18 protein-coding genes and 1 tRNA gene are annotated in these 24,004 nt (G+C 66.2%); 5 read left to right on the forward strand and 14 right to left on the reverse strand.

All coding sequences use genetic code 11. The features are described from left to right. The first annotated feature begins 50 nt into the window (after nt 1-50). Nucleotides 51-125 (forward strand) — tRNA-Glu (locus tag IEW49_RS05975). A gap of 33 nt (nt 126-158) precedes the next feature. Here the strand turns inward: IEW49_RS05975 and IEW49_RS05980 are convergent. The 5 genes from IEW49_RS05980 to IEW49_RS06000 form a co-directional block, all read right to left on the reverse strand. Continuing rightward, entirely contained in the window at nt 159-920 is a 762-nt protein-coding gene (locus IEW49_RS05980) for an extensin-like domain-containing protein (protein WP_229658100.1), read from the reverse strand. After that, entirely contained in the window at nt 917-4,429 is a 3,513-nt protein-coding gene (locus IEW49_RS05985) for an error-prone DNA polymerase (protein WP_188641826.1), read from the reverse strand. Before IEW49_RS05985 ends, IEW49_RS05980 begins: the two co-directional genes overlap by 4 nt. Nucleotide 4,430: 1 nt before the next feature. After that, nucleotides 4,431-5,867, reverse strand: a complete 1,437-nt coding sequence (locus IEW49_RS05990) for a UdgX family uracil-DNA binding protein (protein ID WP_188641827.1) — start codon at nt 5,865-5,867, stop codon at nt 4,431-4,433. Continuing rightward, on the reverse strand, nt 5,864-7,108 hold the full coding sequence (locus IEW49_RS05995; protein WP_188641828.1) for a putative DNA modification/repair radical SAM protein: 1,245 nt from the start codon (nt 7,106-7,108) through the stop codon (nt 5,864-5,866). The genes IEW49_RS05990 and IEW49_RS05995 overlap by 4 nt, the downstream gene beginning before the upstream one ends. Nucleotides 7,109-7,187: 79 nt before the next feature. Then, the gene (locus IEW49_RS06000) at nt 7,188-8,195 is read right to left on the reverse strand and encodes a winged helix-turn-helix domain-containing protein (protein ID WP_188641829.1); all 1,008 of its coding nucleotides are present in this window, start codon (nt 8,193-8,195) and stop codon (nt 7,188-7,190) included. An 80-nt stretch (nt 8,196-8,275) separates the two neighbouring features. On the opposite strand from IEW49_RS06000, the gene IEW49_RS06005 reads away from it, so the two are divergent. Then, nucleotides 8,276-8,812, forward strand: a complete 537-nt coding sequence (locus IEW49_RS06005) for a hypothetical protein (protein WP_188641830.1) — start codon at nt 8,276-8,278, stop codon at nt 8,810-8,812. On the opposite strand, the gene IEW49_RS06010 is transcribed toward IEW49_RS06005, so the two are convergent. Together IEW49_RS06010 and IEW49_RS06015 are read right to left on the reverse strand one after the other, a co-directional pair. After that, on the reverse strand, nt 8,809-10,374 hold the full coding sequence (locus tag IEW49_RS06010) for a DUF6504 family protein (RefSeq protein ID WP_188641831.1): 1,566 nt from the start codon (nt 10,372-10,374) through the stop codon (nt 8,809-8,811). The genes IEW49_RS06005 and IEW49_RS06010 overlap by 4 nt on opposite strands. Further along, entirely contained in the window at nt 10,301-11,092 is a 792-nt protein-coding gene (locus IEW49_RS06015) for a hypothetical protein (RefSeq protein ID WP_229658101.1), read from the reverse strand. The genes IEW49_RS06010 and IEW49_RS06015 overlap by 74 nt, the downstream gene beginning before the upstream one ends. A gap of 163 nt (nt 11,093-11,255) precedes the next feature. On the opposite strand from IEW49_RS06015, the gene IEW49_RS06020 reads away from it, so the two are divergent. Beyond that, the gene (locus IEW49_RS06020; RefSeq protein WP_188641832.1) at nt 11,256-11,741 is read left to right on the forward strand and encodes a pyridoxamine 5'-phosphate oxidase family protein; all 486 of its coding nucleotides are present in this window, start codon (nt 11,256-11,258) and stop codon (nt 11,739-11,741) included. Between the two features lie 61 nt (nt 11,742-11,802). Here IEW49_RS06020 and IEW49_RS06025 read toward each other — a convergent pair whose 3' ends face one another. Then, the gene (locus tag IEW49_RS06025) at nt 11,803-13,368 is read right to left on the reverse strand and encodes an amino acid permease (protein WP_188643111.1); all 1,566 of its coding nucleotides are present in this window, start codon (nt 13,366-13,368) and stop codon (nt 11,803-11,805) included. A 115-nt stretch (nt 13,369-13,483) separates the two neighbouring features. Further along, nucleotides 13,484-14,929, reverse strand: a complete 1,446-nt coding sequence (locus tag IEW49_RS06030) for a sodium-dependent transporter (protein WP_229658102.1) — start codon at nt 14,927-14,929, stop codon at nt 13,484-13,486. Between the two features lie 96 nt (nt 14,930-15,025). Between IEW49_RS06030 and panB the strand changes: the two genes are divergently transcribed. Both panB and IEW49_RS06040 read left to right on the forward strand, forming a co-directional pair. Further along, nucleotides 15,026-15,898 carry a 3-methyl-2-oxobutanoate hydroxymethyltransferase gene (gene panB / locus IEW49_RS06035; RefSeq protein WP_188641833.1) on the forward strand — a complete coding sequence of 291 codons (873 nt, stop codon included), beginning with the start codon at nt 15,026-15,028 and terminating at the stop codon, nt 15,896-15,898. 6 nt (nt 15,899-15,904) lie between these two features. Further along, nucleotides 15,905-16,963: a DUF475 domain-containing protein gene (locus IEW49_RS06040; protein WP_188641834.1), complete on the forward strand. Its 1,059-nt coding sequence runs from the start codon at nt 15,905-15,907 to the stop codon at nt 16,961-16,963. On the opposite strand, the gene IEW49_RS06045 is transcribed toward IEW49_RS06040, so the two are convergent. The 5 genes from IEW49_RS06045 to IEW49_RS06065 form a co-directional block, all read right to left on the reverse strand. Next, entirely contained in the window at nt 16,929-18,752 is a 1,824-nt protein-coding gene (locus IEW49_RS06045) for a tetratricopeptide repeat protein (RefSeq protein ID WP_188641835.1), read from the reverse strand. The genes IEW49_RS06040 and IEW49_RS06045 overlap by 35 nt on opposite strands. Next, complete coding sequence (prsR, locus tag IEW49_RS06050; protein WP_188641836.1) at nt 18,736-20,097, reverse strand: PEP-CTERM-box response regulator transcription factor; 1,362 nt, start codon at nt 20,095-20,097, stop codon at nt 18,736-18,738. Before prsR ends, IEW49_RS06045 begins: the two co-directional genes overlap by 17 nt. Further along, nucleotides 20,094-22,223, reverse strand: a complete 2,130-nt coding sequence (prsK, locus tag IEW49_RS06055) for an XrtA/PEP-CTERM system histidine kinase PrsK (protein WP_229658103.1) — start codon at nt 22,221-22,223, stop codon at nt 20,094-20,096. The genes prsR and prsK overlap by 4 nt, the downstream gene beginning before the upstream one ends. Beyond that, nucleotides 22,202-23,584: a TIGR03013 family XrtA/PEP-CTERM system glycosyltransferase gene (locus tag IEW49_RS06060; protein ID WP_188641837.1), complete on the reverse strand. Its 1,383-nt coding sequence runs from the start codon at nt 23,582-23,584 to the stop codon at nt 22,202-22,204. Before IEW49_RS06060 ends, prsK begins: the two co-directional genes overlap by 22 nt. 111 nt (nt 23,585-23,695) lie before the next feature. Then, complete coding sequence (locus tag IEW49_RS06065) at nt 23,696-23,980, reverse strand: hypothetical protein (protein WP_188641838.1); 285 nt, start codon at nt 23,978-23,980, stop codon at nt 23,696-23,698. Between the last annotated feature and the right edge of the window lie 24 nt (nt 23,981-24,004).

A 24,004-nucleotide genomic window follows, 5' to 3' on the forward strand; every position in this document is an offset into this window, starting at 1 on the left:
GTTGACCGCCGCTCCAACGAACCGTAATGGGCCGCCTCCACCGCATGCATGGCCCCTTCGTCTAGCGGTTAGGACGCGGCCCTTTCACGGCTGAAACACGGGTTCGATTCCCGTAGGGGTCACCATGCGGTGGCATTTTCTCCCCCACATCGATGGCACTAGCGACACACGCTCCAGCCCACCCGGCCTCCGGCCTGGTCGAGGTGGAAATGGTCGGCATGCGCCGGATTGTAATCGGGCGACAGCGTCGTGCCGAAAATGTCGCAGGCCCCGTCGCGCGCTGTACGCAGGAAGGTGGCGGCAGCCGAATCGTCCGGATCGTTTTCCCAGTCGCGCAGCACGCTGATCGTCCGTCCATCCTCCGTCCGGAAGGCCGCGATATCGATCGCATTGCCGGTCGCGTGCTCGCTCCAGCGGCCGCTGTCGCCACCACCGATTCGCCGACAATTGTTGGTCCCCAGGTGATCGAGCGCGACGATCCGGCTCCCGAGGTGCTCCTGCGCCGCGGGCTGGACGACCTTGTCCATCCACAGCACCAGTCCCGCGGCGACCGCGCAGGTCGCCTGTGGCGCACCGGGACGCAGGCTGAGGCCGCGATTGGGCTCAGGAGCGAGGACCGTCCTGTCCTCGCGGCGACACGCCCCCTCGCCCGCCGGTTCGAAGGCGGTGAAGTCGATCCCGCTGCGTTCCAGCACCGCACGGCATTCCTGTGGGCGGTCGCGCAGCGCCACGAGCTTGCGATCGGTCGCCCAGCCTACGGGATCGTTGAGGTCTAGCGGCGCCCAGGGATCGTGTTGGGGATGCGCGGCGAGCCAGCTGCGCGCACCGACGACGACCGCCCCGATCAGCAGCAGCGCCAGCGCCCACCTGTCGTAAGGCGAGAACCGTCCTGTCGGTGGCCAGTGCGCAGGTTTCCTCAATGGAAATCGCGCGACTTGGGAATGATGCGCACATCGCGCGGATGCCCGCGCGAGGACGGATCGTGCCACCCGCATTCGCGATTGCCCGGAGGCGAGTCCTCGCCGTCTTCGCGCTGGTGGAGTTTTGCGGGCAGCGGATGGTTCACGTGGTCGGCGCGCGCGAGCTGTGGGGTCAGCATGTCGTCGGACAGGCGATGGAGCTGGTCGGTCGCGTCGGTCATGTGGCTGGCGATGACATGGATCACCTCGTCGTCATACTCCACCCTGCCGCGGACCTCCATCAGCCGTGCACCCATCACCACCTTGCGCTGGCGCTCCTTGAGGTCGGGCCAGACGACGAGGTTGATGACGCCGGTCTCGTCCTCGAGCGTGATGAAGCACACCCCCTTGGCCGAGCCGGGGCGCTGGCGGATCAGCACCACGCCCGCGACATTGACCATCGAGCGGAACTTGCGTTCCCTCAGGTCGCAGGCGCGTACGAAGCCACGCTCGGCGAGATCGGCGCGCAGGAAGGCCATCGGATGCGCCTTCAGGCTCAATCGCGTGGTCTGGTAATCGGCCACCACTTCCTCGCTGAGCGGCATCTGCGGCAATTGCGTCGGCTCTCGCTCGCGCCCTTCCTCGCGCGCTTCGGCCGCACGGAACAGCGGCAGGTCGACCCCGCCGACGAGGCTGCGCGCCTCCCACAGCGCCGCGCGACGCGAAATCCCGAGCGAACCGAACGCATCGGCGCTGGCGAGCCGCTCGATATGCGCCGGGCCGATGCGGGCCCTCTCCTGCAGCGCTGCGACATCGGCATAGGGCCCGTTCGCCTCGCGCTCGGCCACGAGCCGCGCGGCGACGTGTTCGGGCAGGCCATCGACCTGTCGCAGCCCGAGCCGCAGCGCGATATGCCGGTCGAGCCGCCCTTCTTGCGCTTCCTGCGCCTCACCGACGGTCTCGAGCGTACAATCCCAGGCCGACAGGTTCACGTCCGCCGGCAGCACTTCGACCCCGTGCTCCACCGCATCGCGAACGATCTGCGCAGGCGCGTAGAAGCCCATCGGCTGCGAATTGAGCAACGCGCAGCCGAATGCCGCGGGGAAATGGCATTTGAGCCAGCTCGATACGTAGACGAGATGCGCGAAGCTCGCCGCGTGGCTTTCGGGGAAACCGTATTCGCCGAAGCCGCGGATCTGGTTGAAACAGCGCTGCGCGAAGTCGCGATCGTAGCCGCGATCGACCATCCGCTCGACCATCATGTCCTGCAACTCGTCGACCATGCCGCGACTGCGGAAGGTCGCCATCGCCTTGCGCAGCCGGTTGGCCTCCTTCGAGGAAAACTTCGCGGCATCGAGCGCGATCTTCATCGCCTGTTCCTGGAAGATCGGCACCCCCAGCGTGCGCTCGAGGATGCTGGAGAGTTCATCGGGCGGGCCATGGGCGGCGTCCGGTGCGGGGATCACCACCTGCTCCGCGCCGCGGCGGCGCTTGAGGTAGGGATGCACCATGTCGCCCTGGATCGGACCCGGACGCACAATCGCGACCTGGATCACGAGATCGTAGAATTCGCGCGGGCGCAGCCGGGGCAGCATGTTCATCTGCGCACGGCTCTCGACCTGGAACACGCCCAGCGAATCGCCCTTGCGCAGCATGGCGTAGGTCTCGGGATCCTCGCGCGGGACGCTGGCGAGGCTCAACCGGCGTTCGTGATGATCTTCGAGCAGGTCGAGGCATTTCCTGATGCAGGTCAGCATGCCCAGCGCCAGCACGTCGACCTTGAGGATGCCCAGCGCCTCGATATCGTCCTTGTCCCACTCGATGAAGCTGCGCTCGGGCATCGCGCCATTGCCGATCGGCACGGTCTCCGTGAGCGCGCCCTCGGTGAGGATGAAGCCGCCGACATGCTGGCTGAGATGGCGCGGCATCCCGATCATCTGCCGCGTCAGCGCGAGCACACGGCGCAAATGCGGATCGGTGATGTCCATCCCCGTTTCCCCGACATGGGCCTCGCCGATCTCGGTTCCCCACCCGCCCCACACGGTGCCCGCGAGCTTGGCGGTGACATCTTCGGTCAGCCCCATCGCCTTGCCGACCTCGCGGATTGCCATGCGGGGACGGTAATGGATCACGGTGGCGCACAGTCCGGCGCGGTGGCGTCCGTATTTTTGATAGATGTGCTGAATCACCTCCTCGCGCCGTTCGTGCTCGAAATCGACGTCGATATCGGGCGGCTCCTTGCGGTCCTCCGAGATGAAGCGGTCGAACAGCAGCTGGTGCTTCGACGGATCGACATTGGTGATGCCGAGGCAATAGCAGACCGCCGAATTGGCCGCGCTGCCGCGCCCCTGGCACAAGATCGGCGGTTCGACCCCGTAACGCGCGAAATCGACGATATCCTTGATCGTGAGGAAATAGCGCGCGAGATCCATCTTCGCGATCAACGCAAGCTCTTTCTCAAGCGTGGCGAAGACCGTTTCTGGGACACCGCGCGGATAGCGCTCGACCGCGCCCCACCAGGTCTCGACCTCGAGGAATTCCTGCGGTCCCATCCCGTCGGGATAGATCTCCTCCGGATATTCGTAGCGCAGTTCGGACAGGCTGAAATCGCAGGCATCGGCGACCGCGCGCGCCGCCGCGATCGCATGCGGCCAGCGCGCGAACAGCGCGACCATCTCCTGTGGGGACTTGAGGTGGCGTTCGGCATTGGCATGGAGCAGGTGCCCGGCGGCGGCGACGGTAGTCCTGTGCCGGATCGCGGTCATCACGTCCTGCAGCGGGCGGCGTTCGGGCGCATGGTAATGGACGTCATTGGTGGCGAGGAGCGCAAGGTTGTTCGCCTTCGCCAGCGCATCGAGGCGGTCGATCCGCGCGATGTCGTCGCCAGTGTAGAGATGACTGGCGGCGACGTGCTTCAGCGTGGGAAGCTGGCCTGCGAGGTGGGGAAGGATCTCACCGAAGGACAGGGCGATGTCGCGCGAAGACACTGCGAGCGAATCCATACCCGGAAACGGCACCACATTGTTCGGCACCGCGATGGTGAACTTCGCTTCGAGATCATCCGGCGGCACCAGGATCAGCTGCACGTCCTCAGCATGTTTCGCCAGCATGGCGAGCGAGATGTCGCACGCGCCCTTCTCCTGCCATTCGCCGTCGAGCGTCGCCATCCGGCCGGCGCTGATCAGGCGGCACAGGCGACCATAGGCGGCGCGATCCTTCGGATAGGCGAGGAAGGCGAGGCCCTCGACCGTCTCGATCCGGCAGCCGATACATGGCCGCAGCTTGAGCGTGTGCGCCTCGGTATGGACGCGCACCACGCCGGCCATGCTGTTCGCGTCGGCGATCCCGATCGCATCGTAGCCGAGCGAGCGGGCCTTCATCACGAGGTCGACCGCGTCGGAAGCCCCGCGCAGGAAGCTGAAGCAGGAGACGAGGCCGAGTTCGACGAAGGGTGCGCGCGGCGGCGCGGCGATCAGGTCCGGATCGAGCTCGATCCGGCGCTTGTCGGGCGTGAGCGGAGCCTCGGGCATGTCACGCCTCCAGTTCCGCCAGGCGTTCGGCGACCGCGACGAGATCGGCATCGAACAACCGCGCCTGTTCCTCGCGCGCTGTGCCCTCGAGGCGGAGCAGGTAGGACGGATGCGCGGTGATCCACAGCTCGCTCCCGTCCTCGAGCAGGATCGGTTCGCCGCGCGCCCGCGAAATGCTCACCGTCTTGCCGAGCATGCCCCGCGCCGCGCTCGCGCCCATGGCGAGTACCAGCTTGGGCTTCACGATCGCGCGCTCGGCCTCGATCCACCAGCGACAGGTGTCGATCTCCTTCGCCCCCGGGTTCTGGTGCAGGCGCCGCTTGCCGCGCTGGACATATTTGAAGTGCTTGACCGTGTTGGTGACATAGGCGCGGCGACGATCGATCCCGGCCTGTTCGAGATGGACGTCGAGCAATTGCCCCGCCGGCCCCACGAAGGGACGGCCCGCCCGGTCTTCCTGGTCGCCCGGTTGTTCGCCGACGATCATCAGAGACGCGTCCCGCGACCCCTCGCCCATCACCGCCTCGTTCTCGAGCGCGCCGATCGGGCATTTGCGACAGGCATGGATGGCGGTGTCGATCGCCGCGAGCGTATCGGGGCGTTGCTCGAACTCGAGCGCGCCCGCTGCGACCATCTGCGATTCGCGGTTCTGCGCACCCGCGACCAGTTCGGGAATGAGCGCGGCCTCGGGCATGTTCTTCCAGTATTTGCGCGGCATCTCCTTGAGCATCGCGCCCACTTTGAGCCGCGCGGGGTTGAAGATCGAGGCATAGTACTTGCGCCACAGATCCTCGGTCGGATCGCCGCTGGGCGCATCGCCGCGCTGCGCGGGCGGACCCTCGGCCAGCGCCTCGCCATCCCAGTGCAGTGAGCCCTGCGGGGTCAGGATCGACCATTTCATGTTGGCCAAGCGACGCACGAAGAAGCCCGCATTGGCGCGCAGGATATGATGCTCGGGCTCGAACCACGCGACGTAGTGCTCTTCGTCATCCTCCTCGTTTTCGACGAGGCGGAAACGCACGAAGGCGTGCATCTTGTGGCTGTCGCGGCGGACGTTCTTGTCGAGCTCCTCGATCCGCCGCACGTCCGGATCGGCCTTGTCCTCCATCGCGCGGGGATTGGCCTGCAACCGCCACAGCAGGCGATAGAGCAGCGCGAAGCGTTCGGGATCGGAATGGAGGATCGCGTTCTTCGCCAGCTTCACGAAGCGCTTGCTCGCGCGCACCGGCGGCGCGTCGTCGTCCGGGATCGGCATCCGGCGCTCACCATGGGCAAAGAGATCCCCGCTGCCACCCGGTTCGACCCAGGCGATCCGGTCGGGTGGCACATCGCACCGGACCAGCGCCCGCGCGCGTTCACGCCAGAAATCGAAATCGTCGGGCTCGATCAGATGCACCACGTAATAGGCGCCCAGCTTGACGTGCTGCATCGCGGTCATGCCGCGAACAGCTCCAACTGCTCCCGCTTCGGCGCCAGCAGCGCGCGCAAATCGGCGCGGTCGGTCAGCATGACGGGGCGCCAGTCGAGCGCGCAGATGAAGGGGCGGACCTTGGTGATCGACACGGTCAGCCGTGCGACGTCATCCAATCGCAGCGTGCGATGGCGGCGCGAGGCGATAATCTGGCCCACAGCCTTCACCCCGAGACCAGGCACACGGAGCAGCTCCTCGCGGGTCGCACGATTGACGTCGACCGGGAACCGCTCGCGGAATTTCAGCGCCCAGGCGAGCTTGGGATCGATATCGAGCGGCAGGTTCCCGTCCGCCTCGGTCGCCTGCATCACCTCGCCGGGCGCGTAGCCGTAGAACCGCATCAGCCAGTCGGACTGGTAGAGCCGGTGCTCGCGTATCAGCGGCGGACGTTTCAACGGCAGCACCGCGCTCGCATCGGGGATCGGCGAGAAGGCGCTGTAATAGACCCGACGCAGGCGGAAAGTGTCGTAGAGGCGGCTCGCCTTGCCCACGATATCGGCATCACTCGCGGCATCCGCGCCGACGATCATCTGGGTCGACTGGCCCGCCGGGGCGAAACGCGGCGCATGGCGGAAACGCTTCGTCTCGTCCTTGGCCTGGCGGATCGCCATCTTCATCCCGCCCATCGCGCCCTCGATCTGGCGCGCATCCTTGTCGGGCGCGAGCCGGGTAAGCCCGCTATCGGTCGGCAGCTCAACATTGATCGAGACGCGATCGGCGTGGAGGCCCGCCTGGTGGACCAGCTCGGGATCGGCCTCGGGGATCGTCTTCAGATGGATGTAGCCGCGGAAATCGTATTCCTGGCGCAGGATCCGCGCACACTCGACCAGCTGCTCCATCGTGTGGTTCGAGCTCTTCACGATGCCCGAGGACAGGAACAGTCCCTCGATATAATTGCGCCGGTAGAAGCTCAGCGTGAGGTCGGCGATTTCCTGCGGGGTGAAGCGCGCGCGCTCGACATTCGAGCTCTTACGGTTGATGCAGTAATGGCAGTCGAAGATGCAGTGATTGGTCAGCAGCACCTTCAATAGCGAGATGCAGCGGCCGTCGGGCGCATAGGCGTGGCAGATGCCCATCCCCTCGGTCGAGCCGATGCCTTTGCCGCCCAAACTGTTCTTCTTCGCCGTGCCCGACGACGCGCAGGAGGCATCGTATTTCGCCGCATCGGCGAGAATCGCGAGCCGGTCGATAAGAGATTTCTGCGCCACATGTTCTCTATATGTTCCATTGTCGGGTTTGCCTAGTCCCAGCGATCGGAATCCCGCTCGTTTCGTCGCAATGATGTTTTCAGCGGCGACCGACCCAACCGACAGCAGCCACAATACCAGCGACGAACAGACATCCCTCCATCGCCCCGAAACCGACCGCCAAGGCACCACCGCCGGACTGGCCACCCCACGGCAACGCGAGCGCCGAACCGGGAAAGCTCTGCGCCAGCGAGGCGAGGCTCCCGCCGAAAAGCGTTCCATCAAGCAGGATGAGCAACGCCCCCGTCGCCGCGCCCAGTACCGCCGCCATGCCAAGCGCCATCCGATGACCACGCAGATCGAGCAGCGCAACGCTCACGCCGCAGGCCAAGCCCAGCACGAGACCTTCGACCGCGCCGGTCATCGCGACCGGGCTGGAGCCGAACAAAAGACCGAAGGCATCCCGACCCAGCAGGTTTGCGAGCGCACCTGTCAGCAACCCGCCCAGCGCTCCGCCGAACATGGTGCGCCACGGCTCATGCTCGCGTCCGCCGATCAGCACGATCCCCAGTGCGATTCCGAGCGCAGAGACACCCGCCGCCAGCGCGGCGACGCAGATCATCACCAGCAACAGCGACAGTGACGAACCCGCGCTTTGCGCCGCCGCGAACCCGTAGACCAGCCCGACGCACGCTCCTGCGGCCGCCCCGCCCAGCACCATGGCCCCGGCCCGCGCCGTCGCGCTATTCCCTTGGGCCGGAGTAGCTGGAGGCGGCGTGTCTGCCGCCGTTCCCGGCGCTGCGATGAAACGATAGCCGTGCTTGGGCACGGTCTCGATGAAACTGGGCGAGGTCGCATCGTCGCCGAGCGCCTTGCGCAGCGCCCGGATGCACTGGGTGATCGCCTCGTCGGTCACCGGGACGCCGCGCCAGACCTCCTCGTGCAACCGCTCCTTGGTGATCACCGCCTGCGGTTCGCTGGCGAGCAGGACGAGCGCATCGAGGTAGCGCCCGCTCAGCGCGACCGGTTCGCCATCATCGAGCAATCGCCGCTGCGCCGGAATCAGTGTGAAACGGTCGAATTGCAGCGGTCCGGCGGTCGATTTCACGGTTTCCTCAGCGATCGCTCATGCCTTTCATCGCGGGTTTCCCGATCAGTTGCTCCGGTTACACAAGGAAAGGCAAGACCATGAACGATACCGTCAACCGCGATCCGCTGGCCGGCCGGCTGTGGCGCATCATCTACTGGGGCGGTGCGGCGCTGCTGCTCGCCCTGCCCGCGCTCGCCATGCAACTGACCGACGAAGTGAACTGGGGCAGCGAGGACTTCATATTCGCCGGCATCCTGTTCGTCGCGGTCGGCGTCGCGCTCGAGTTCACCGTCCGCAAGAGCCGGGACTGGTCCTATCGCGCGGCGATGCTCGGCTTCATCGGCGGCACCTTCCTGACCTTCTGGGTCAATGGCGCGGTCGGCATCATCGACAACGAGTCGCTCGATATCAACACGACGTTCAACGTCATGGCGCTGGCGGGGGTCCTCGCGGCGTTCGTCGTTCGCGCGCAGGCAGGCAAAATGATGGCGATCGCCGGTTTCCAAGCACTCGTCGTGCTGGCCACGGGCTTCGCGGCCGAATTCACCTCGCAGCCCGATTGGGGGCCGGTACTGGTGTTCGCGGCGGGCTGGCTGGTTGTGACGCTGATGTTCCGCGCGGCCCGCCAGGGCTAGGCGCACAGGCCCTGCAGGTACCAGTCGGGGGCGCCGCCGCGCCCGTCGCCCGCAATGCCGTGGCGATAGATCCAGTAGCGGCGCCCCTCGCCATCCTCGATCCGGTAGTAATCGCGCAATCGCACCGTCGAACGCTCGCGCCACCATTCGGGCGCGATCCGCTCGGGCCCCTCGACCCGCACGACATCGTGGCGCTGCCCGCGCCACCGGAACGTCTTGGGATAGCCATCGGGCGTGGCGTAGAGCACGGAAATCCGCTCGGCCTGCTCGAGCATCTTGAGCGGGCGCTGGTGGAAGGCCAACTCGCCCTGCGCGGGCGGCACCGGTTCGAGCGGCGGTTGCCAGCGCTGCGCACGTTCGGGCAGGTGGCTGGCATGCGGCACCGGGCGGCGCACCGCCTGCGCGCCGAGCCGCACGCTGAGCCGGTCGATACAGGCCGCGAGCGAGGTGCCGTGTTCCTCCGCCGCCGCCTCGAAATCGCCCTGCGACAGGCCGAGCGGTTGCGACCAGCTCGCACGCAGCCGCACCAGTTCGATCCCGAACCCGGCGTCGACATCGTCGAGCTTTTCGGAAAACAGCCGCGTGATGTGCCCCGCCTCGCGGGTGGCGGCGGCGAGTTCGAGCGTGCGCACCAGCACCTCGCCATCGAGTTTCCACATGCCCAGCTCGAGCCGCCGCGCGCCTTCCCCCTTGCCCTCGAGCGCGCGCGCCATGTCGAGCGCGAGGTCAGCCAGCACCCGGTCGAGCAACGCACGGTGGCGGATCGGTTCGGCGAGGCGGCGCTGGACCAGCGGCATCTCCTGCGGGACCACCGGCAATAGCGGCTCTGGCACCTTGCCGAGCAGTTGGTCGAGCCGGACCAGCGGGTTGGCGGCGGGCGACCTGCGGTTGCGGAAGCGCCGGTGGAGCGCATCGCGCCCGTCGCGACTGCCGAAGCGGGTGGTGAGATCGCCGAGCCGCTTGAGCCCGAGCCGTCGCAAAATCGCCAGCACGTCGCCATCGAGCCGCAGCGCGGCCGCGGGCAGGTTGGCGAGGCGGGCTTCGGCATCGACATCGGGGGCGAGGATGCTGCCGTCCGCGCCATGATGCGCCAGCGCCCAGGCCGCGCCCGCCGTGGGCGCGATCGCGCTGCGCGACAGCAACCCGCGCGCCGAGACCTTGCGCGCGACATCGGCCAGCAGCTGTGCTTCGCCGCCGAACAGGTGCGCGACGCCCGAGACATCGACCAACGCGCCGTCGGGCGCATCCATCGCGCTCCACGGTCCCCAGCGGCGCGCCCACAGTGCGAAATGTTCGAGGAAATCGAGGTCTCCCGCCGGATCGGCCGGGGCGACCGCGATGGAGGGACACAGGGCGCGGGCATCGGCAAGCATGGTGCCGGGCCGCGCCCCTGCCTCGAACGCCGCCGCGTTGAGCGCCTCGATGCGGGGACCGTGCGCGGTTTCGCCGACCAGTGCGAGCGGCGCGCCGTCCGCGCCCTCGCCGCGTTCACATCCCCGGGCGAGCCGCCAGCGATCGATCGCCAGCGCCGGCAGCCAGATCGCGAGGATCCGGCGTGGCATTGGCTTCATCGGCGCGCGCGAGGGGAGCCAGGGCGGCGAGCCCGCCGCGCTCATCGTGCAGGGCCCAGCGCCCGGGCCGGTGGCGGCGCGAGCGGAACAGCTCCGCCTGCCAGGCGGGCACCCCGGGCGCAGCGGCGTTCCAGCGCGGGGCCGGCGACGAGGCGCTCGCCACCTCCCACCGCATGCGCGCGGCGGACAGGTCGCGCCGGGCATCGAGCCGCACGAGGTAGAGCGGCACGCCATGCCGCTCGGCCGCCAGCGTCAGCCGCCGCGAGGCGGTGAAATCGAGCTCGCGCGGATTGCCCGCCAGCTCGCCGATCACGAACGCGAGCTCGCGGCAGCGCACCCCCTCCTCGAGCGCGAACAGTGCATCGACCGGCCGGGGGGCGAGGACGTGGATCAACCGCCGCCGCCAATCCTCGGGCAGTCCGGCGCGATAGGGCAGCCCGCCGAGCTTCGCGGCCTTGGCATCCTGCACCCACAATATGCCGCGCTCGTCCGAAACGTCGGCCAGTTCGCCGCCATTCAGGTCGCGCCAGCCATCGCGCGCCAGGGCGAGCGCCAGCCCCGCGCCGCTCGCCTCGCGCGCGGGGGCGAAAACTTCGGCATGACACGCTGCCTCCCCCAGACCGGGGCGCCATTGCGCCGACGGCACCGCCCCGCGCGCGAGCAGTTCGGCGGCGTTGGTCAGTTTGGGCGATGTGGCGGAAGAAGGCATGCATTGCTCTGTTTTGCGGCTCTGTTTCGGGCGGAAGCGAATCGAACAACCATTCTGTTCTATCTTTGTTCCGTTAGCAAGCCGGGGCGGAGGAAATCGTCCACGCCTCGGATAGCATCGCCGCCTCGCGCGTTGGAAAACCAAACACATACAGGAGACCCGCATGAAAACGGCCGAAGGCAATCCCGACGAGTTGAAGAAAGAATTCTGGAAGGCGCTTGCCGATTCGCCCTTCCTGTTCCTCCAGCGCCAAGACGATTCGTCGAGTGCGGTGCCGATGAGCCCGCAGCTCGACAAGCACGCCAACAGTGCGATCTGGTTCTTCACCCACACGAAAAGCGATTTCGCCCGGCTCGGCGCGGTCACCGCGACCTTTCAGGGCAAGGGCCACGAAATGTACGCGCGCTTCAACGGCACGCTAGCCAAGGAAACCAGCCAGGAACGCTTCGACCAGTTCTGGAACAACTTCGTCGAGGCCTGGTACGATGGCGGCAAGGACGATCCCGATCTGCTGTTCCTCCGCATGGACCTCGGCGAAGCGGAAATCTGGAACGGCGATCTCGGCCTCCTGAACACCGCCAAGATGGCGCTCGGCATGGACGTCCACGAAGAAGCCGAGGAAGAGCACGTCAAGCACGTCGATATCTGATCGCCCCACCTCCCAACGACAAACAAAAAGGGCCGCGAGACGATCGCGGCCCTTCTTCTATCTAGTGGATGGCCGGCGCATCCGGCTCGATCGAGTCCAGTTCCGCCTCGGGTACTTCGACCACGCCATGTCCGAGGTGACTGCGCGACCGGCTGTAACCGAAGTAGATTACCAGGCCGATCACTGACCACACCGGAAGAACGATCATCGCTTCGCGCGGCAGGTTGAAGAAAAGGAACAGGCAGCCGAGTATCGTCGCCGGCCCGATCAACCACAATGCGGGGACGCGGAACGCCCGCTTGCGCGCCGGATCGGTCCGCCGCAGCACCATCACCGCGACAGCTACCATCATGAAGGCATAAAGCGTGCCGGCATTGGCGATATCGGCCAGTTGCCCGACCGGGAAGAATGCCGCGCCCAGCGCCACCACCGCGCCGGTCAGCGCGGTGACCACGTGGGGCGTCTTCCACTTGGGATGCACGCGGCTGAGTCGCTCGGGAAGCAACCCGTCGCGGCTCATCACGAAGAAGATACGGGTCTGGGCGAACAGCAGCACGAGGATGACCGAGGGTAACGCGAGGAAGGCGGCATAGCCCAGTGCATTGCCAATGCCCGAATAACCGATCTGGCGCAGCACGTGTGCAAGTGCTTCGTCCGAACACACCAGCGCACCGGCATGGACCGGCAGCGCGCACTGCCGCGCCAGTTCCTCGGAACCGGCAGGGAACGGGATCCCGCCCGGACCCATGATCGGCTGCCCCCCGATCGTCCCGATGGCTCCCGCCGCGACGAGGATGTAGAATACCGTGCAGAACAGCAGCGAGCCGACCAGGCCGATCGGGACGTTGCGCTGCGGGTCGCGGGTTTCCTCGGCCGCGGTCGAGACCGCATCGAATCCGACATAGGCGAAGAAGATCGTCGCCGCGGCGCCGACCGCGCCCACACCGGTACCGAAGCCCCCGAAGACGCCGGCAGGCAGGAAAGGATTGAACTGTTCGACATCGACCTGCGGCAGGGTGAGTGCGATGAAGATCGTCAGCGCCGTCACCTTGATCGCGACGAGCACCGCATTGACCTTCGCGCTTTCGCTCGTTCCGATCATCAGGAGCCAGGTGACCAGCAAGGCGATCAGTGCCGCAGGCAGGTTGATCAACCCACCCTCCACGCCACCCAGCGCGAGCGGCCCCGCCGATAGCCATGGCGGAAGATGGATGCCCAGCGTCTCGCCCAGAATCGACCCGGCGAAGTAGCCGGACCACCCCACCGAAACGGCGCTGGCCGCAATTGCGTATTCGAGCACCAGCGCCCAGCCCACGGTCCAGGCGAGCAATTCGCCCATCGTGGCATAGGTGTAAGTGTAGGCGGAGCCCGATACCGGGACCGCCGCGGCGATCTCGGCATAGCAGAGCGCCGCGACCACGCAGATCACCCCTGCGATAGCGAAGGCGAGCATGAGGCCAGGGCCGGCCTTTTGCGCACCCGCAGCGGTGAGCACGAAAATTCCTGTCCCGATTATGCAGCCGATGCCGAACAGCATCAACTGTATGGGACCGAGCGAACGATGGAGCGACTTCTTTTCGGCCGTCTCGAGGATTGCCTCGAGCGGCTTGACCCTTCCCAGCAGCATCGGCGGAAGACCCAGGCGGACCGCGCCGCCGGGACCTACCCGACTCATCGTCCGCAATCGCCGGAATTAGCGTCGTTTGTGTGGCGCGCAATCGCTATTGCGCGCCACCCGCAAATTAGCCTTGGCCGAGGATAGAGGGGAACAGCCCCGTCACCAGGATGATCGCCACCGCGATCGGGCACAGCCAGGCGATCAGGAAGCGCCACACGCCGAGCCAAAACCGCGAAAGCCCCGTCGTCTCCGCAACCAGCCTGCGATCGGCCTTCCAGCCCACGAAGATCGCGGTGAAGAACGCGCCCAACGGCAGCATGATCTTGCCGGTGAAGCCGTCGACCGTGTCGAGGATGTCGGTTTCCGCGAAGATGTCCCAGAATCCCAGCGGGCGAACATCGGCCCAGACGTTGTAGCCGAGCAGGCAGAAGATCCCGATCACGAACGAGCCGAGGCCGAAGATCGTGGCCGACTTCATCCGGCTCCACTTCATTTCGCCGATCCCCCAGGCGGTCGGCACTTCGAGGAGCGAGATCGAGCTCGTTACCGCGGCGACGAGGATGAGGAGGAAGAACAGCAGACCGATCAACGATCCGGCGGGCATTTCCTGGAACGCGAAGGGCAGCGTCTGGAATACCAGGGTCGGCCCCGCGGCGGGATCGAGCCCGACCGACAGCACGATCGGGAAGATCATCAGGCCCGCGAGCAGCGCGACCGAGGTATCGGCGACGGCAATGATCCCAGCGGTCGGACCAAGCCTGTCCGAGCCCCCGATATACGAACCATAGGTAATCAGGCCGGCCACACCGAGCGAAAGGGAGAACAGCGCCTGACCCAGCGCGGAGTTCATGACGCCGGGCGTCAGCTTCGACCAGTCGGGGGTGAACAGAAATGCTACCGCTTCGCCGAAATCGCCGACGAAGGCGCCGTAGATCACGATCCCAACCAGCAGCGCGAAGAACATCGGCATCAGGATCGTCGCGGCCTTCTCGATACCGCTGCCGACACCGCGCGCGATGATGTAGAAGGTCAGTCCCATGAAGGCGGCATGCATGCCGAGGAGCAGGGGAACGTTGGCAAACATGTCACCGAGCCGCTGCTGGATCGCGCCGTGGTCCTCGCCCGCCAGCGCGCCGCGGAACGGTTCGCCCGCGAGCAGCGCACCGCCGAAATCGGCGGCGAACACACCAACATAATACAGCACCCACCCGGCGACGACCGAATAGAAACTGAGGATCAGGAACGCGGCGAGCGCACCGAGACCGCCAAACAGGCCCCAGCTCTTGCTCGCCCGCGAGTGCGCGGCGACGTGGCGGATCGAGCCGACCGCGTCGGTCTGGCCCGCCTTGCCGATGAAGATTTCGGACAGCACCAGTGGCAGGCCGAGCAGGAACACACAACCGATGTAAAACAAGACGAAGGCCCCGCCACCGCTTTCGCCCGCCAGCGTCGGGAAACGCCAGATGTTGCCGAGCCCGACGGCCGCGCCGATCGCGGCGAGGATGAAGGCCGAACGCGAGGACCAGCCTTCGCGCTTTTCGATGCCGTGCATATCGGTGGCTGCTACCATTCCAGAATCCTCCCGCGACCCCAGCGGCCGCCTTCGCCGACCTGCTAGCAAGCACTTCCCCCTCGCGTCGAGTGCACAATTTGCTAGAGGGGGGCCATGTCCACCACTTTCCAGCTCGACACCTCGACCTCACGCGCCAATCCGACGCCTGCGCCGATGAAGCGCCTGACCGTGCCGAAGATCCGTGCGCACAAGCAGGACGGCAAGGTCGAAGAGCCACTCGTCATGCTCACCGCCTACACCGCGCGGCAGGCACAATTGCTCGACGAGCATTGCGACATGTTGCTGGTCGGGGATTCGCTCGGCCAGGTGATTTACGGCCTGCCGTCGACGATCCCGGTCACGCTCGAGATGATGGCCAACCACGCCGCCGCCGTCGTGCGCGGCAGCTATCACGCGGTCGTGATCGTCGACATGCCCTTCGGCAGCTACGAACAGTCTCCGCAGCAGGCGTTCGAGAATGCGAGCCGCCTGCTCAAGGAAAGCGGCGCCGCCGCGGTCAAGCTCGAAGGCGGCGAAGCGATGGCCGAAACGGTCGCCTTTCTCAACCAGCGCGGGATTCCGGTGATGGGGCATGTCGGCCTCACCCCGCAGGCGGTCAACGTGCTCGGCGGCTATGCAGCACGCGGGCGCAGCGATGCAGAAGCCGAAAAGATCGTCGGCGATGCGAAGGCGCTCGACGAGGCCGGTGCCTTCGCGATCGTGATCGAGGGCGTGGTCGAACCCATCGCGATCGCCATCACCGAACAGGTCTCCGCCCCCACGATCGGCATCGGCGCCTCGGCAAAGTGCGACGGCCAGGTCCTCGTGGTCGACGACATGCTCGGCATGTTCGAACGCGTTCCGCGCTTCGTGAAGAAATACGGCGACATCGCCACCACGATCGCCGACACCGCGGCGCAATACGCTTCGGACGTGCGCGATCGCAGTTTCCCCGGTCCCGAACAGACCTACCAACCCAAGAAGTAACCCCCCATGCAGACCCTACTTCGTTTCTACGGCTTCTCGCTGATCTTCACGCTCGCCTGTCTCGGGCTCGGTACATGGTACGGCTGGGAAAGCAGCGGCACCTTCCTCGGCACGCTCGAACTGCTGTGGATCATCGTGGTGCTCTCGGTGCTCGAGATTTCGCTCAGCTTCGACAATGCCGTGGTCAATGCCTCGGTACTCAAGGACATGGACGAGGTCTGGCAACGCCGCTTCCTAACCTGGGGGATCGCCTTTGCGGTATTCGGGATGCGGATCGTCTTCCCGCTCGCGATCGTCGCGATCGCGGCCGGGCTCGGGCCGATGGAAACCATCCGCCTCTCGCTCAACGATCCGGTCGAATACGAACGCATCGTCAGCGGCGCGCATATCGGGATCGCCGGCTTCGGCGGAGCCTTCCTCGCCATGGTCGGCCTCAAGTTCTTCTTCGACGCGGACAAGGAAGTGCACTGGATCTCGGTACTGGAGCGCAACCTCACCAAATTCGCCGCGCTTCCGGCGATCGAGATCGCGATCCTGCTGCTGGTGATCTGGGGTATCTCGACCCAGCTTCCCACCGAAGACGCGCTGACCTTCACCGTCGCGGGCATTCTCGGTCTCGTCACCTTCATCGCGGTCGAGGGGATCAATGCCGTACTCGAAATGAAGGAGGAGGCCGCACGCCTGCAGGGCGCAGTGGTGCGCTCGGGACTTGGTGGCTTCCTCTACCTCAACGTGCTCGACGCCTCGTTCAGCTTCGACGGCGTGATCGGGGCCTTCGCCCTGTCGAACAACATGGTCGTGATCGCGCTCGGCCTCTCGATCGGCGCGATGTTCGTGCGTTCGATGACGATCCACCTCGTGCGCAAGGGCACGCTCGCGCAGTACAAGTTCCTCGAACACGGTGCGTTCTGGGCCATCATCACGCTGGGCGGAATCATGCTGTTCAGCGCGCTGGTGCACATCCCCGAAACGATCACCGGCCTGATCGGGGCGGCGCTGATCGGCCTCTCCTTCTGGTGGTCGGTCCGCGTCAACCGCCGCGCGCCGCTTCCCCCAGGCGATTGAGCGCGCGCGGATATCGCGAGCCATCCGGATTGAGGCCTGCGCGACGACGTGCCACTTCGCGTGAAGCACCGTTGCGCTCGTGCGCGAAAGCAAGGCTCGCAGCAGCCAGCCCGTTATTGGGCTGCAATTCCATCGCCTGCTCGGCGAGCCGCAGCGCGTTTTCGCCGTCGCCCAGATTGGCAGCCGCCTGCGAGGCAAGCGAGAGCAACACGACATCGCGCGAGCCGGAGCTACGCAGCAGGTAGTCGAGCACACTGCGGGCGAGTTCCCAGTCGCCGGCATTCGCCGCCTGCGCCGCGACGATGCGCGAAGCCGTCGCATTGCCCGGCCGTTTTGCAAGGTAGGACTGCGCGACCCTGCGCGCTTCGACGGACCTGCCAGAGGCTTCCAGCGCGCCGACGATGCGCACCAACAGGCGGTCGGTGAAGCGGATCGCCGCGGCGCGCTCGTACTGCTCGAGCGCAGCGCGCATGTCTCGATCGGCGAGCGCGGCATCGCCCGCCAGGACCCGCGCATCGCGCGTATCGGGAAAGCGCGCAACCAGCTCCTCGCTGACCGACCGGGCAAGCGCGCTCCGGTCGGTACCGATCAGAGCACGGACGTAATCGCGCACCGCCACGAATCGCGTCGGATCCTCGCGATAGGCGACGGCCCCGACCTCGGGTCCGAACGCGTCGATCCCCGAGAACCCGCGTGCAGTCGTCTGCGGCGCAGCATCCAGGAAGGAGGCTGCCTCGCTGCGCCGGCCAAGCCGTTCATAGGCGCGCGCCACGATCGTCTTTAGATAGGGATCGGCATTGGCGCTCGCCGCCCTCCCCCCGAAGATCGTGACGATCGCGCTGTTGCGATCGCCGCGGACCAGCGCGCGCGCATACAGCCGTGCGATCACCCGGTCTTCCGGGTCGCGGTTGTAGAGCCGTTCGAACTGCTGCTGCGCGTTCCTGACCCGGTCGGTTTCGAGCGCGACGATCGCCCGAAATGCCGCCGCGCCGTCGCTTTCGCCCTGCGACGGCACCCGCTCGATCAAGGTCTGCGCGGTCTCGAAATCGCCCGCCCGGGCTGCCAGCACGGCCTGTTGGTACAGTGCTCGGTTCGCACCCCCGCGCTCGGCGGCGGACCGCGAGGCGGCGAGGAACGTCGTGGCCTGCCCCGTTTCGCCCAGAGTCGCCGCATAATCGAGCAGCAGGGCGAGATCGCCCGGCACGGCATCGATCGCCTCGACGAAGAATGGGAGCGCGGGCAGTAGGCCGTCCCGCTGGCGGACCAGACGGGCCTGGAGGGCAAGCGCACGTGGATGGCGCGGGTCGAGCCTCAGCGCGAAGGCCAGCGCATCAAAGGCCAGTGCCTCCTCGCTCCCGGTATAGCGGAACTCCGCAATATCGACCCACAGATCGGGATTCCGATTGTCGATCGCGAGCGCCCGGTCATAGGCCTGCGCCGCGGCCGCCGGGTTGCCCGCGCGTCGTTCGAGCCGCCCGAGCAGCTGGAAACCGCGCAGCGCTTCTCCCTCGGCGAATTCTCCGGGTTCCAGCCATTGCCGGGCACACGACAAATTGCCTTCGAGCAGGCAGTTCTCACCGCGCAATACCGCGATCGTCCCGGGCTGCACGCCGCGGGCCTCGATCCGGTCGAGCGCGACATCCGCGGCGACGGTGTCGCCGCGGGCCACGGCATCGCGCGCCGTATCGAGCTGCGCCGGAGCCGCGACGGCCGCTCCGCCGGCACACAAGGCCAGCGCGAGGCCGAGCGAGAGGCGGCGGCGGCTCGACCGGTCAGGTCTGCAGGTCATACTGCTTGAGCAGGTCGTACAGCGTAGGCCGGCTGATCCCGAGCAGCTTGGCGGTGCTCGAGATGTTCCCGTCGGTCCGCGACAGCGCGCGGCGGATCACCTTGCGGTCGGTCTTCTCGCGCGCGGCCTTGAGGTTGAGGACGTCGGCCTCGTCGTCCTCGTCTCCGAGATCGAGATCCTCCGCGCCGACCAGCTTGCCGTCGGTCATGATCACCGCGCGTTTCACGCGATTCTCGAGCTCGCGGACATTGCCGGGCCAGTTCCACTCGTCGATCGCCTGCAAGGCATCGGGCGCGAAACCCTTCACCGACGGGTTCATCTCGGACGCGTAATTGGCGAGGAATGCCTTGGCGAGCAGCGCGGCATCGCCCGGACGTTCGGCGAGCGACGGGATCTTCACCACGATCTCGGCGAGACGATAATAGAGATCCTCGCGGAAACGCCCGTCGGTGATCATCGCCTCGAGATTCTGGTGGGTGGCGCAGACGATTCGCGTATCGACCGGGATCGACTTGCGGCTACCGACGCGCTCGATCACGCGCTCCTGCAGGAACCGCAGCAGCTTGACCTGCAGCGGCAGCGGGATGTCGCCGACCTCGTCGAGGAACAGCGTCCCGCCATCGGCCTGCTCGATCTTGCCCTCGGTGGTCTTAATCGCACCGGTGAACGCGCCCTTCTCGTGCCCGAACAACTCGCTTTCGAGCAGGTTCTCCGGAATCGCCGCGCAGTTGATCGCGACGAACTCGCCATCGGCCCGGTCGCTGGCATCGTGCAGGCCACGCGCAAGCAGTTCCTTGCCCGTCCCGCTCGCACCGAGCAGCATCACCGAGACGGCGGTGTTGGCGACTCGCTCGATCGTCCGGGCAACGCGCACCATTTCGGGCGCCGCGGTGATCATCCGCCCGAGCACCTTGTTGTCGTCGCCTGCCCGCGCGGCGAGCTTGCGGTTCTCTTCCTCGATCCGGTGCAATTGCAGTGCGCGGCGCACGATCAGGCCGAGCTGCTCGATATCGACCGGCTTGCGGTAGAAGTCGTAGGCACCCTTGGCGATCGCTTCGAGCGCGCTTTCGCGGGCTCCGTGCCCACTCGCGACGACGACCTTCGTGTCGGGCTTGAGCGCCATGATTTCGTCGAGCACGGCGAAGCCTTCGCTGGTACCGTCTGGATCGGGCGGCAGGCCGAGATCGAGCGTTACCACAGCCGGGCTTTCGGACCGTAGCGCGGCGATTGCCGAAGCGCGATCGGTGGCGGCGACCACCTCGAAGTCCTCGTAGGCCCATTTGAGCTGTGCCTGCAGGCCCTCGTCGTCCTCGACGATCAGCAGTTTGGGTTTGGGTTCGCTCATTCGGCGGCCTCCGCGCTATTGCGCTCTTGATTGTGGTAGAGTCTGGAAAGTTCGGCGAGCGGGAGCAGGACAACAAAGCGCGAGCCAAGCCCTTCGCGCGATTCGACTTCGAGCCGTCCGCGCATCGCCTTGACCAGTTCGCGTGCTTCGAAGGCACCGATACCGAACCCGCCCGGCTTGGATGACACGAACGGCTTGAACAGCCCTCCGCGCACGAAGTCGGGGCTCATTCCCGTGCCCGAGTCGATGATTTCGATCACACCGTGTGCACTGTCGCGCTTCAGGTTGACGAGCACCGCGGTGTCGTCGCTCGTCGCATCGATCGCGTTCTGGATCAGGTGCGCGAGGACCTGTTCGAGCGCATGCCGGTCGGCATGGACGGCGATCTTGTCCTTCATCGTCAATTCGATGGGGTGGATCGGCGCGAACCGCGACCGCATCTGTTCGAGCAGTTCGCCGATCTCGACCGCGCCGGGCGCGACGGCTTCGCCCGCATTGTAGCGCCCGAGCCGCGCGAGCAAGCCGTTGAGCTTTTCGGCCGAATTGCGCAGCGTCACCAGCATGTCCTGCCGGAATTCGGCATTTTCGGCATGTTTCTCCGCATTGCGCGCGAGCAGGGTCAGCTGGCTGGCGAGGTTCTTGATGTCGTGCATGACGAAGGCGATGCGGCGATTGAACTCGTCGAACTGGCGCGATTCGACCAGCGCCTCCTGACCTTCGCGTTCGGCGAGGTAGCTGCCGAGTTGTCGGCCCGCGACCTTGAGCAAATCGAAGTCCTCCCAGTCGAGCTGGCGCGAATATTGCGGCCGCATCAGCACGACCATCCCGGTCAGGCGCTTGTAATGGATCAGCGGAACCATCGCCCATGCCCGTTCGGCCGCGGTCAGCCATTCTGGCACGAACTCGCTTTCGCGCGCCTGCGATTCGCCGCTGCGCATCGCATCGAGATCGACGATGAAATCCTCGCGGGTGAAGAAATCGGCCTGCTCGGCGCTCATGGCCGATGCCGGCACGTCGAGCGACGCCCAGTTCCAGCGCGCGGCGAGCTGGAGGTCGCCGTTTTCCCCCGGGACGAGCAGGATCCCGCCGGGGCTGTCTGTAATATCGGCGATCGCGTGCACCGCGCGTTCGAACAGCGGCGTGGTCGCCTCTCCCGCACGCCCGATCGTGCGGGTGAACCGCAGCCACTCCTCGCGATAGTCGTAGCGGTGCTGGAACAGGTGCTTGGTGAGCGTGACCTTGAGCCAGCTGCGCAGCTTGGCGGAGGGCAGGAACAAGACCGCGATCACCGATGCGGTGACCACGAAGGCGAGCTGGATGGTCCGCGCGAAATCGCCGCCGAGATAGGCGAGCCATTGCGCGATCCCGACCATCGCGACGAGATAGCCGCCGATCACCATCAGCGAGAAACTCTGGAACGCCACCGATCGCGAGGGGGCGAGCTTGAGTGCACGTCCCGTTACCGCAGCGCCCGGCGCGATCAGCGCCGCCATCGCCAGCGGCAACAGCCCGCGCAGCGCCGCGAAGGTCTCCGGGATGCCGCCGGTCAGGTAGGCGATGGTGAAGAAGTTGAGGTCGTAGACCCACATCAGCGCCAGCGCGCTCGCCGGCCAGCGCAGCAGCTTGCGCGCCGAAGCGCCCCCGCCGACATAAAGGTTGTGCACCAGTACCAGCGCACCGACCGCGACCATCAAGCGGAACAGCACCAGCAGGCTGAAAACCACGCGCGCCGACTCGCCTTCGAGTGGCAGGCTCGGCATCGCGACCGCCAGCGCCAGCTGGAGCGCCTCGACGAAGCAGAGCACCAGCGCGACCGAACGGATCGGCTTGAGGCTTTGATCGCGACCATCGATCGAGAACAGGCGATAGGTCGCGAACAGCCATGCGAGATAGGTCGCGCTGAAGGCGATCGCCCCGGCGATGTTCACGCCGCCGCCCGAGAGCGCCACCACGCACCAGATCGCGGAAATGAGAAGCGCTGCGGCAATTGCCCCCCCGGCCCTGCCGAAGCGCTCACGGCGAGGATATATCCACGCCGCAACCCCCGCGGCGGACGCAGCCCCGGCAATGTAGGTCAAGTTGGCGAAGGCGGCGGGCACGTCGATCATCGCGAGCCCTCGTTCCACAGGACCACCCGCAGTGTCTGAAGCGCGATCAGCAGGTCGAGAAACAGCGAATAGTTCTTCGCATAATAGAGGTCGTATTCGAGCTTGTGCCGCGAATCCTCGATCGAGGCACCGTAGGGATAATTGACCTGAGCCCAGCCCGTGATGCCCGGCTTCACGATATGGCGCTCGGCATAATAGGGCAGCACTTCGTCAAGCTCGCGAACGAATTGCGGGCGTTCGGGACGCGGGCCGACGAAGCTCATATCGCCCTTCAGCACGTTCCAGCATTGCGGCAGCTCGTCGATCCGGGTGGCGCGGATGAAGCGCCCGACCCGGGTGATGCGCGGATCGTTTTCCTGCGCGTATTGCGCGCCGCCGCGTTCGGCATCGGTTCCCATCGAGCGTAGCTTGATGAGATCGAATTGCTGGCCGTAATGCCCGACCCTCGTCTGGCGATAGAAGGCCGGGCCCCGACTATCGAGTTTGACCAGCAGTGCGAACAGCAGGACGATCGGCGCAGTCAGGACAAGCACGAGCCCCGACGCGACAATATCGAAGCCGCGCTTGACCGCACTCGAAATCGCGCGACCGGAGGAGAACCCGTCCGAGAATATCAACCAGCTCGGATTGAGCGTGTCGAGATCGACCCGTCCGGTCTCGCGTTCGAGAAAGCTCGAGAACTCGTTGACCGAGACACCCGCCGTCTTGACCTTGAGCAGGTCCTTCAACGGCAGCGAATTGCGTCGCTCCTCGAGCGCGAGGACAACCTCGGTCCCGTCGAGCCGGTCGATGTGGCGCGAGAGATCGTCGATATCGGCCCGCGGAATCGCCTCCGCAACCGCCGACTGCTCGGTCATCGCGACAAAACCGACGATCCGGAACCCGCTTTCCGGGCGCAGTGACAGCGCCTTGAGTCGCGCCGCGCGCTGGCCCGCACCGAGCACGACGACGCGCCGTTTGAAACCTTCGACGTCGATCGACTTGTCGAGCACGATCCGCAAGGCGAGCAAGGCCGCGCCGGACAGCATCAGTGCCGACAGCAGGGTCGAACGCCAGAAGGTCGCTCCGGGGAAGAAGAATCCCACGAAACCGATAACGAATACCGTCAGCGACAGGCCGACCAGCAACCGCGCGAGCGCATAGCGCGGCGAGCGCAGTTCCTCGGCGCGATAGAGGCCCACCGCCGCCAGCGTGGTCAGTGCCAGCAAGGCGTAGATCACCAGGCTCCCCGCACGATCGGCAAAGAAGCCGGGATGGATCCCCGCCTGATAGGCGCGCAAACGCCATGCCGCTTCGCCGCACAGCACCAGCAGCAGCGCGTCGATCGCGCCGAGCACCAGCACTGCGTGCGAAACGTAGTGTTTGAATACGCGGATCATGGTCCCAAGCCGCCCCTTTTCGAGGGACTATATAGCCCGGGATTATGAAATGTCGGTAAATTTTACAGTGTCGGCGAGCTTTACGCTGTAAGGCGTGCCGACAGGTCGGCGTTATTCGCCGTCGAGTTGCTCGCGCGCGCTGTCTGCCGCCTGGTCGACGCTCTCCGCGGCCCCTTCGACCGCTTCCGCCGCCCCGGCGACCGCGTTGTCCTTGGCGATTTCGGCCCCCGATTGCTGGGTGAAGAACCAGATGGCCGCGATCACCGCAATGATCAGCACGAGCGCGATCAGCCATCCCGAACCGCCGCTTCGCGCCGGTTCGTCGTGAACGACGGTCGTCGTCGTATGCGTCGAGCCATCGGGATCCTGCACTCTCGTGGTACGCTCTTCGGTCATTGTCCTTCTCCCAATGTTGTCAGT

It is taken from the genome of Pseudoblastomonas marina (assembly GCF_014641655.1).
Taxonomy (GTDB): Bacteria; Pseudomonadota; Alphaproteobacteria; order Sphingomonadales; family Sphingomonadaceae; genus Alteriqipengyuania_A; species Alteriqipengyuania_A marina.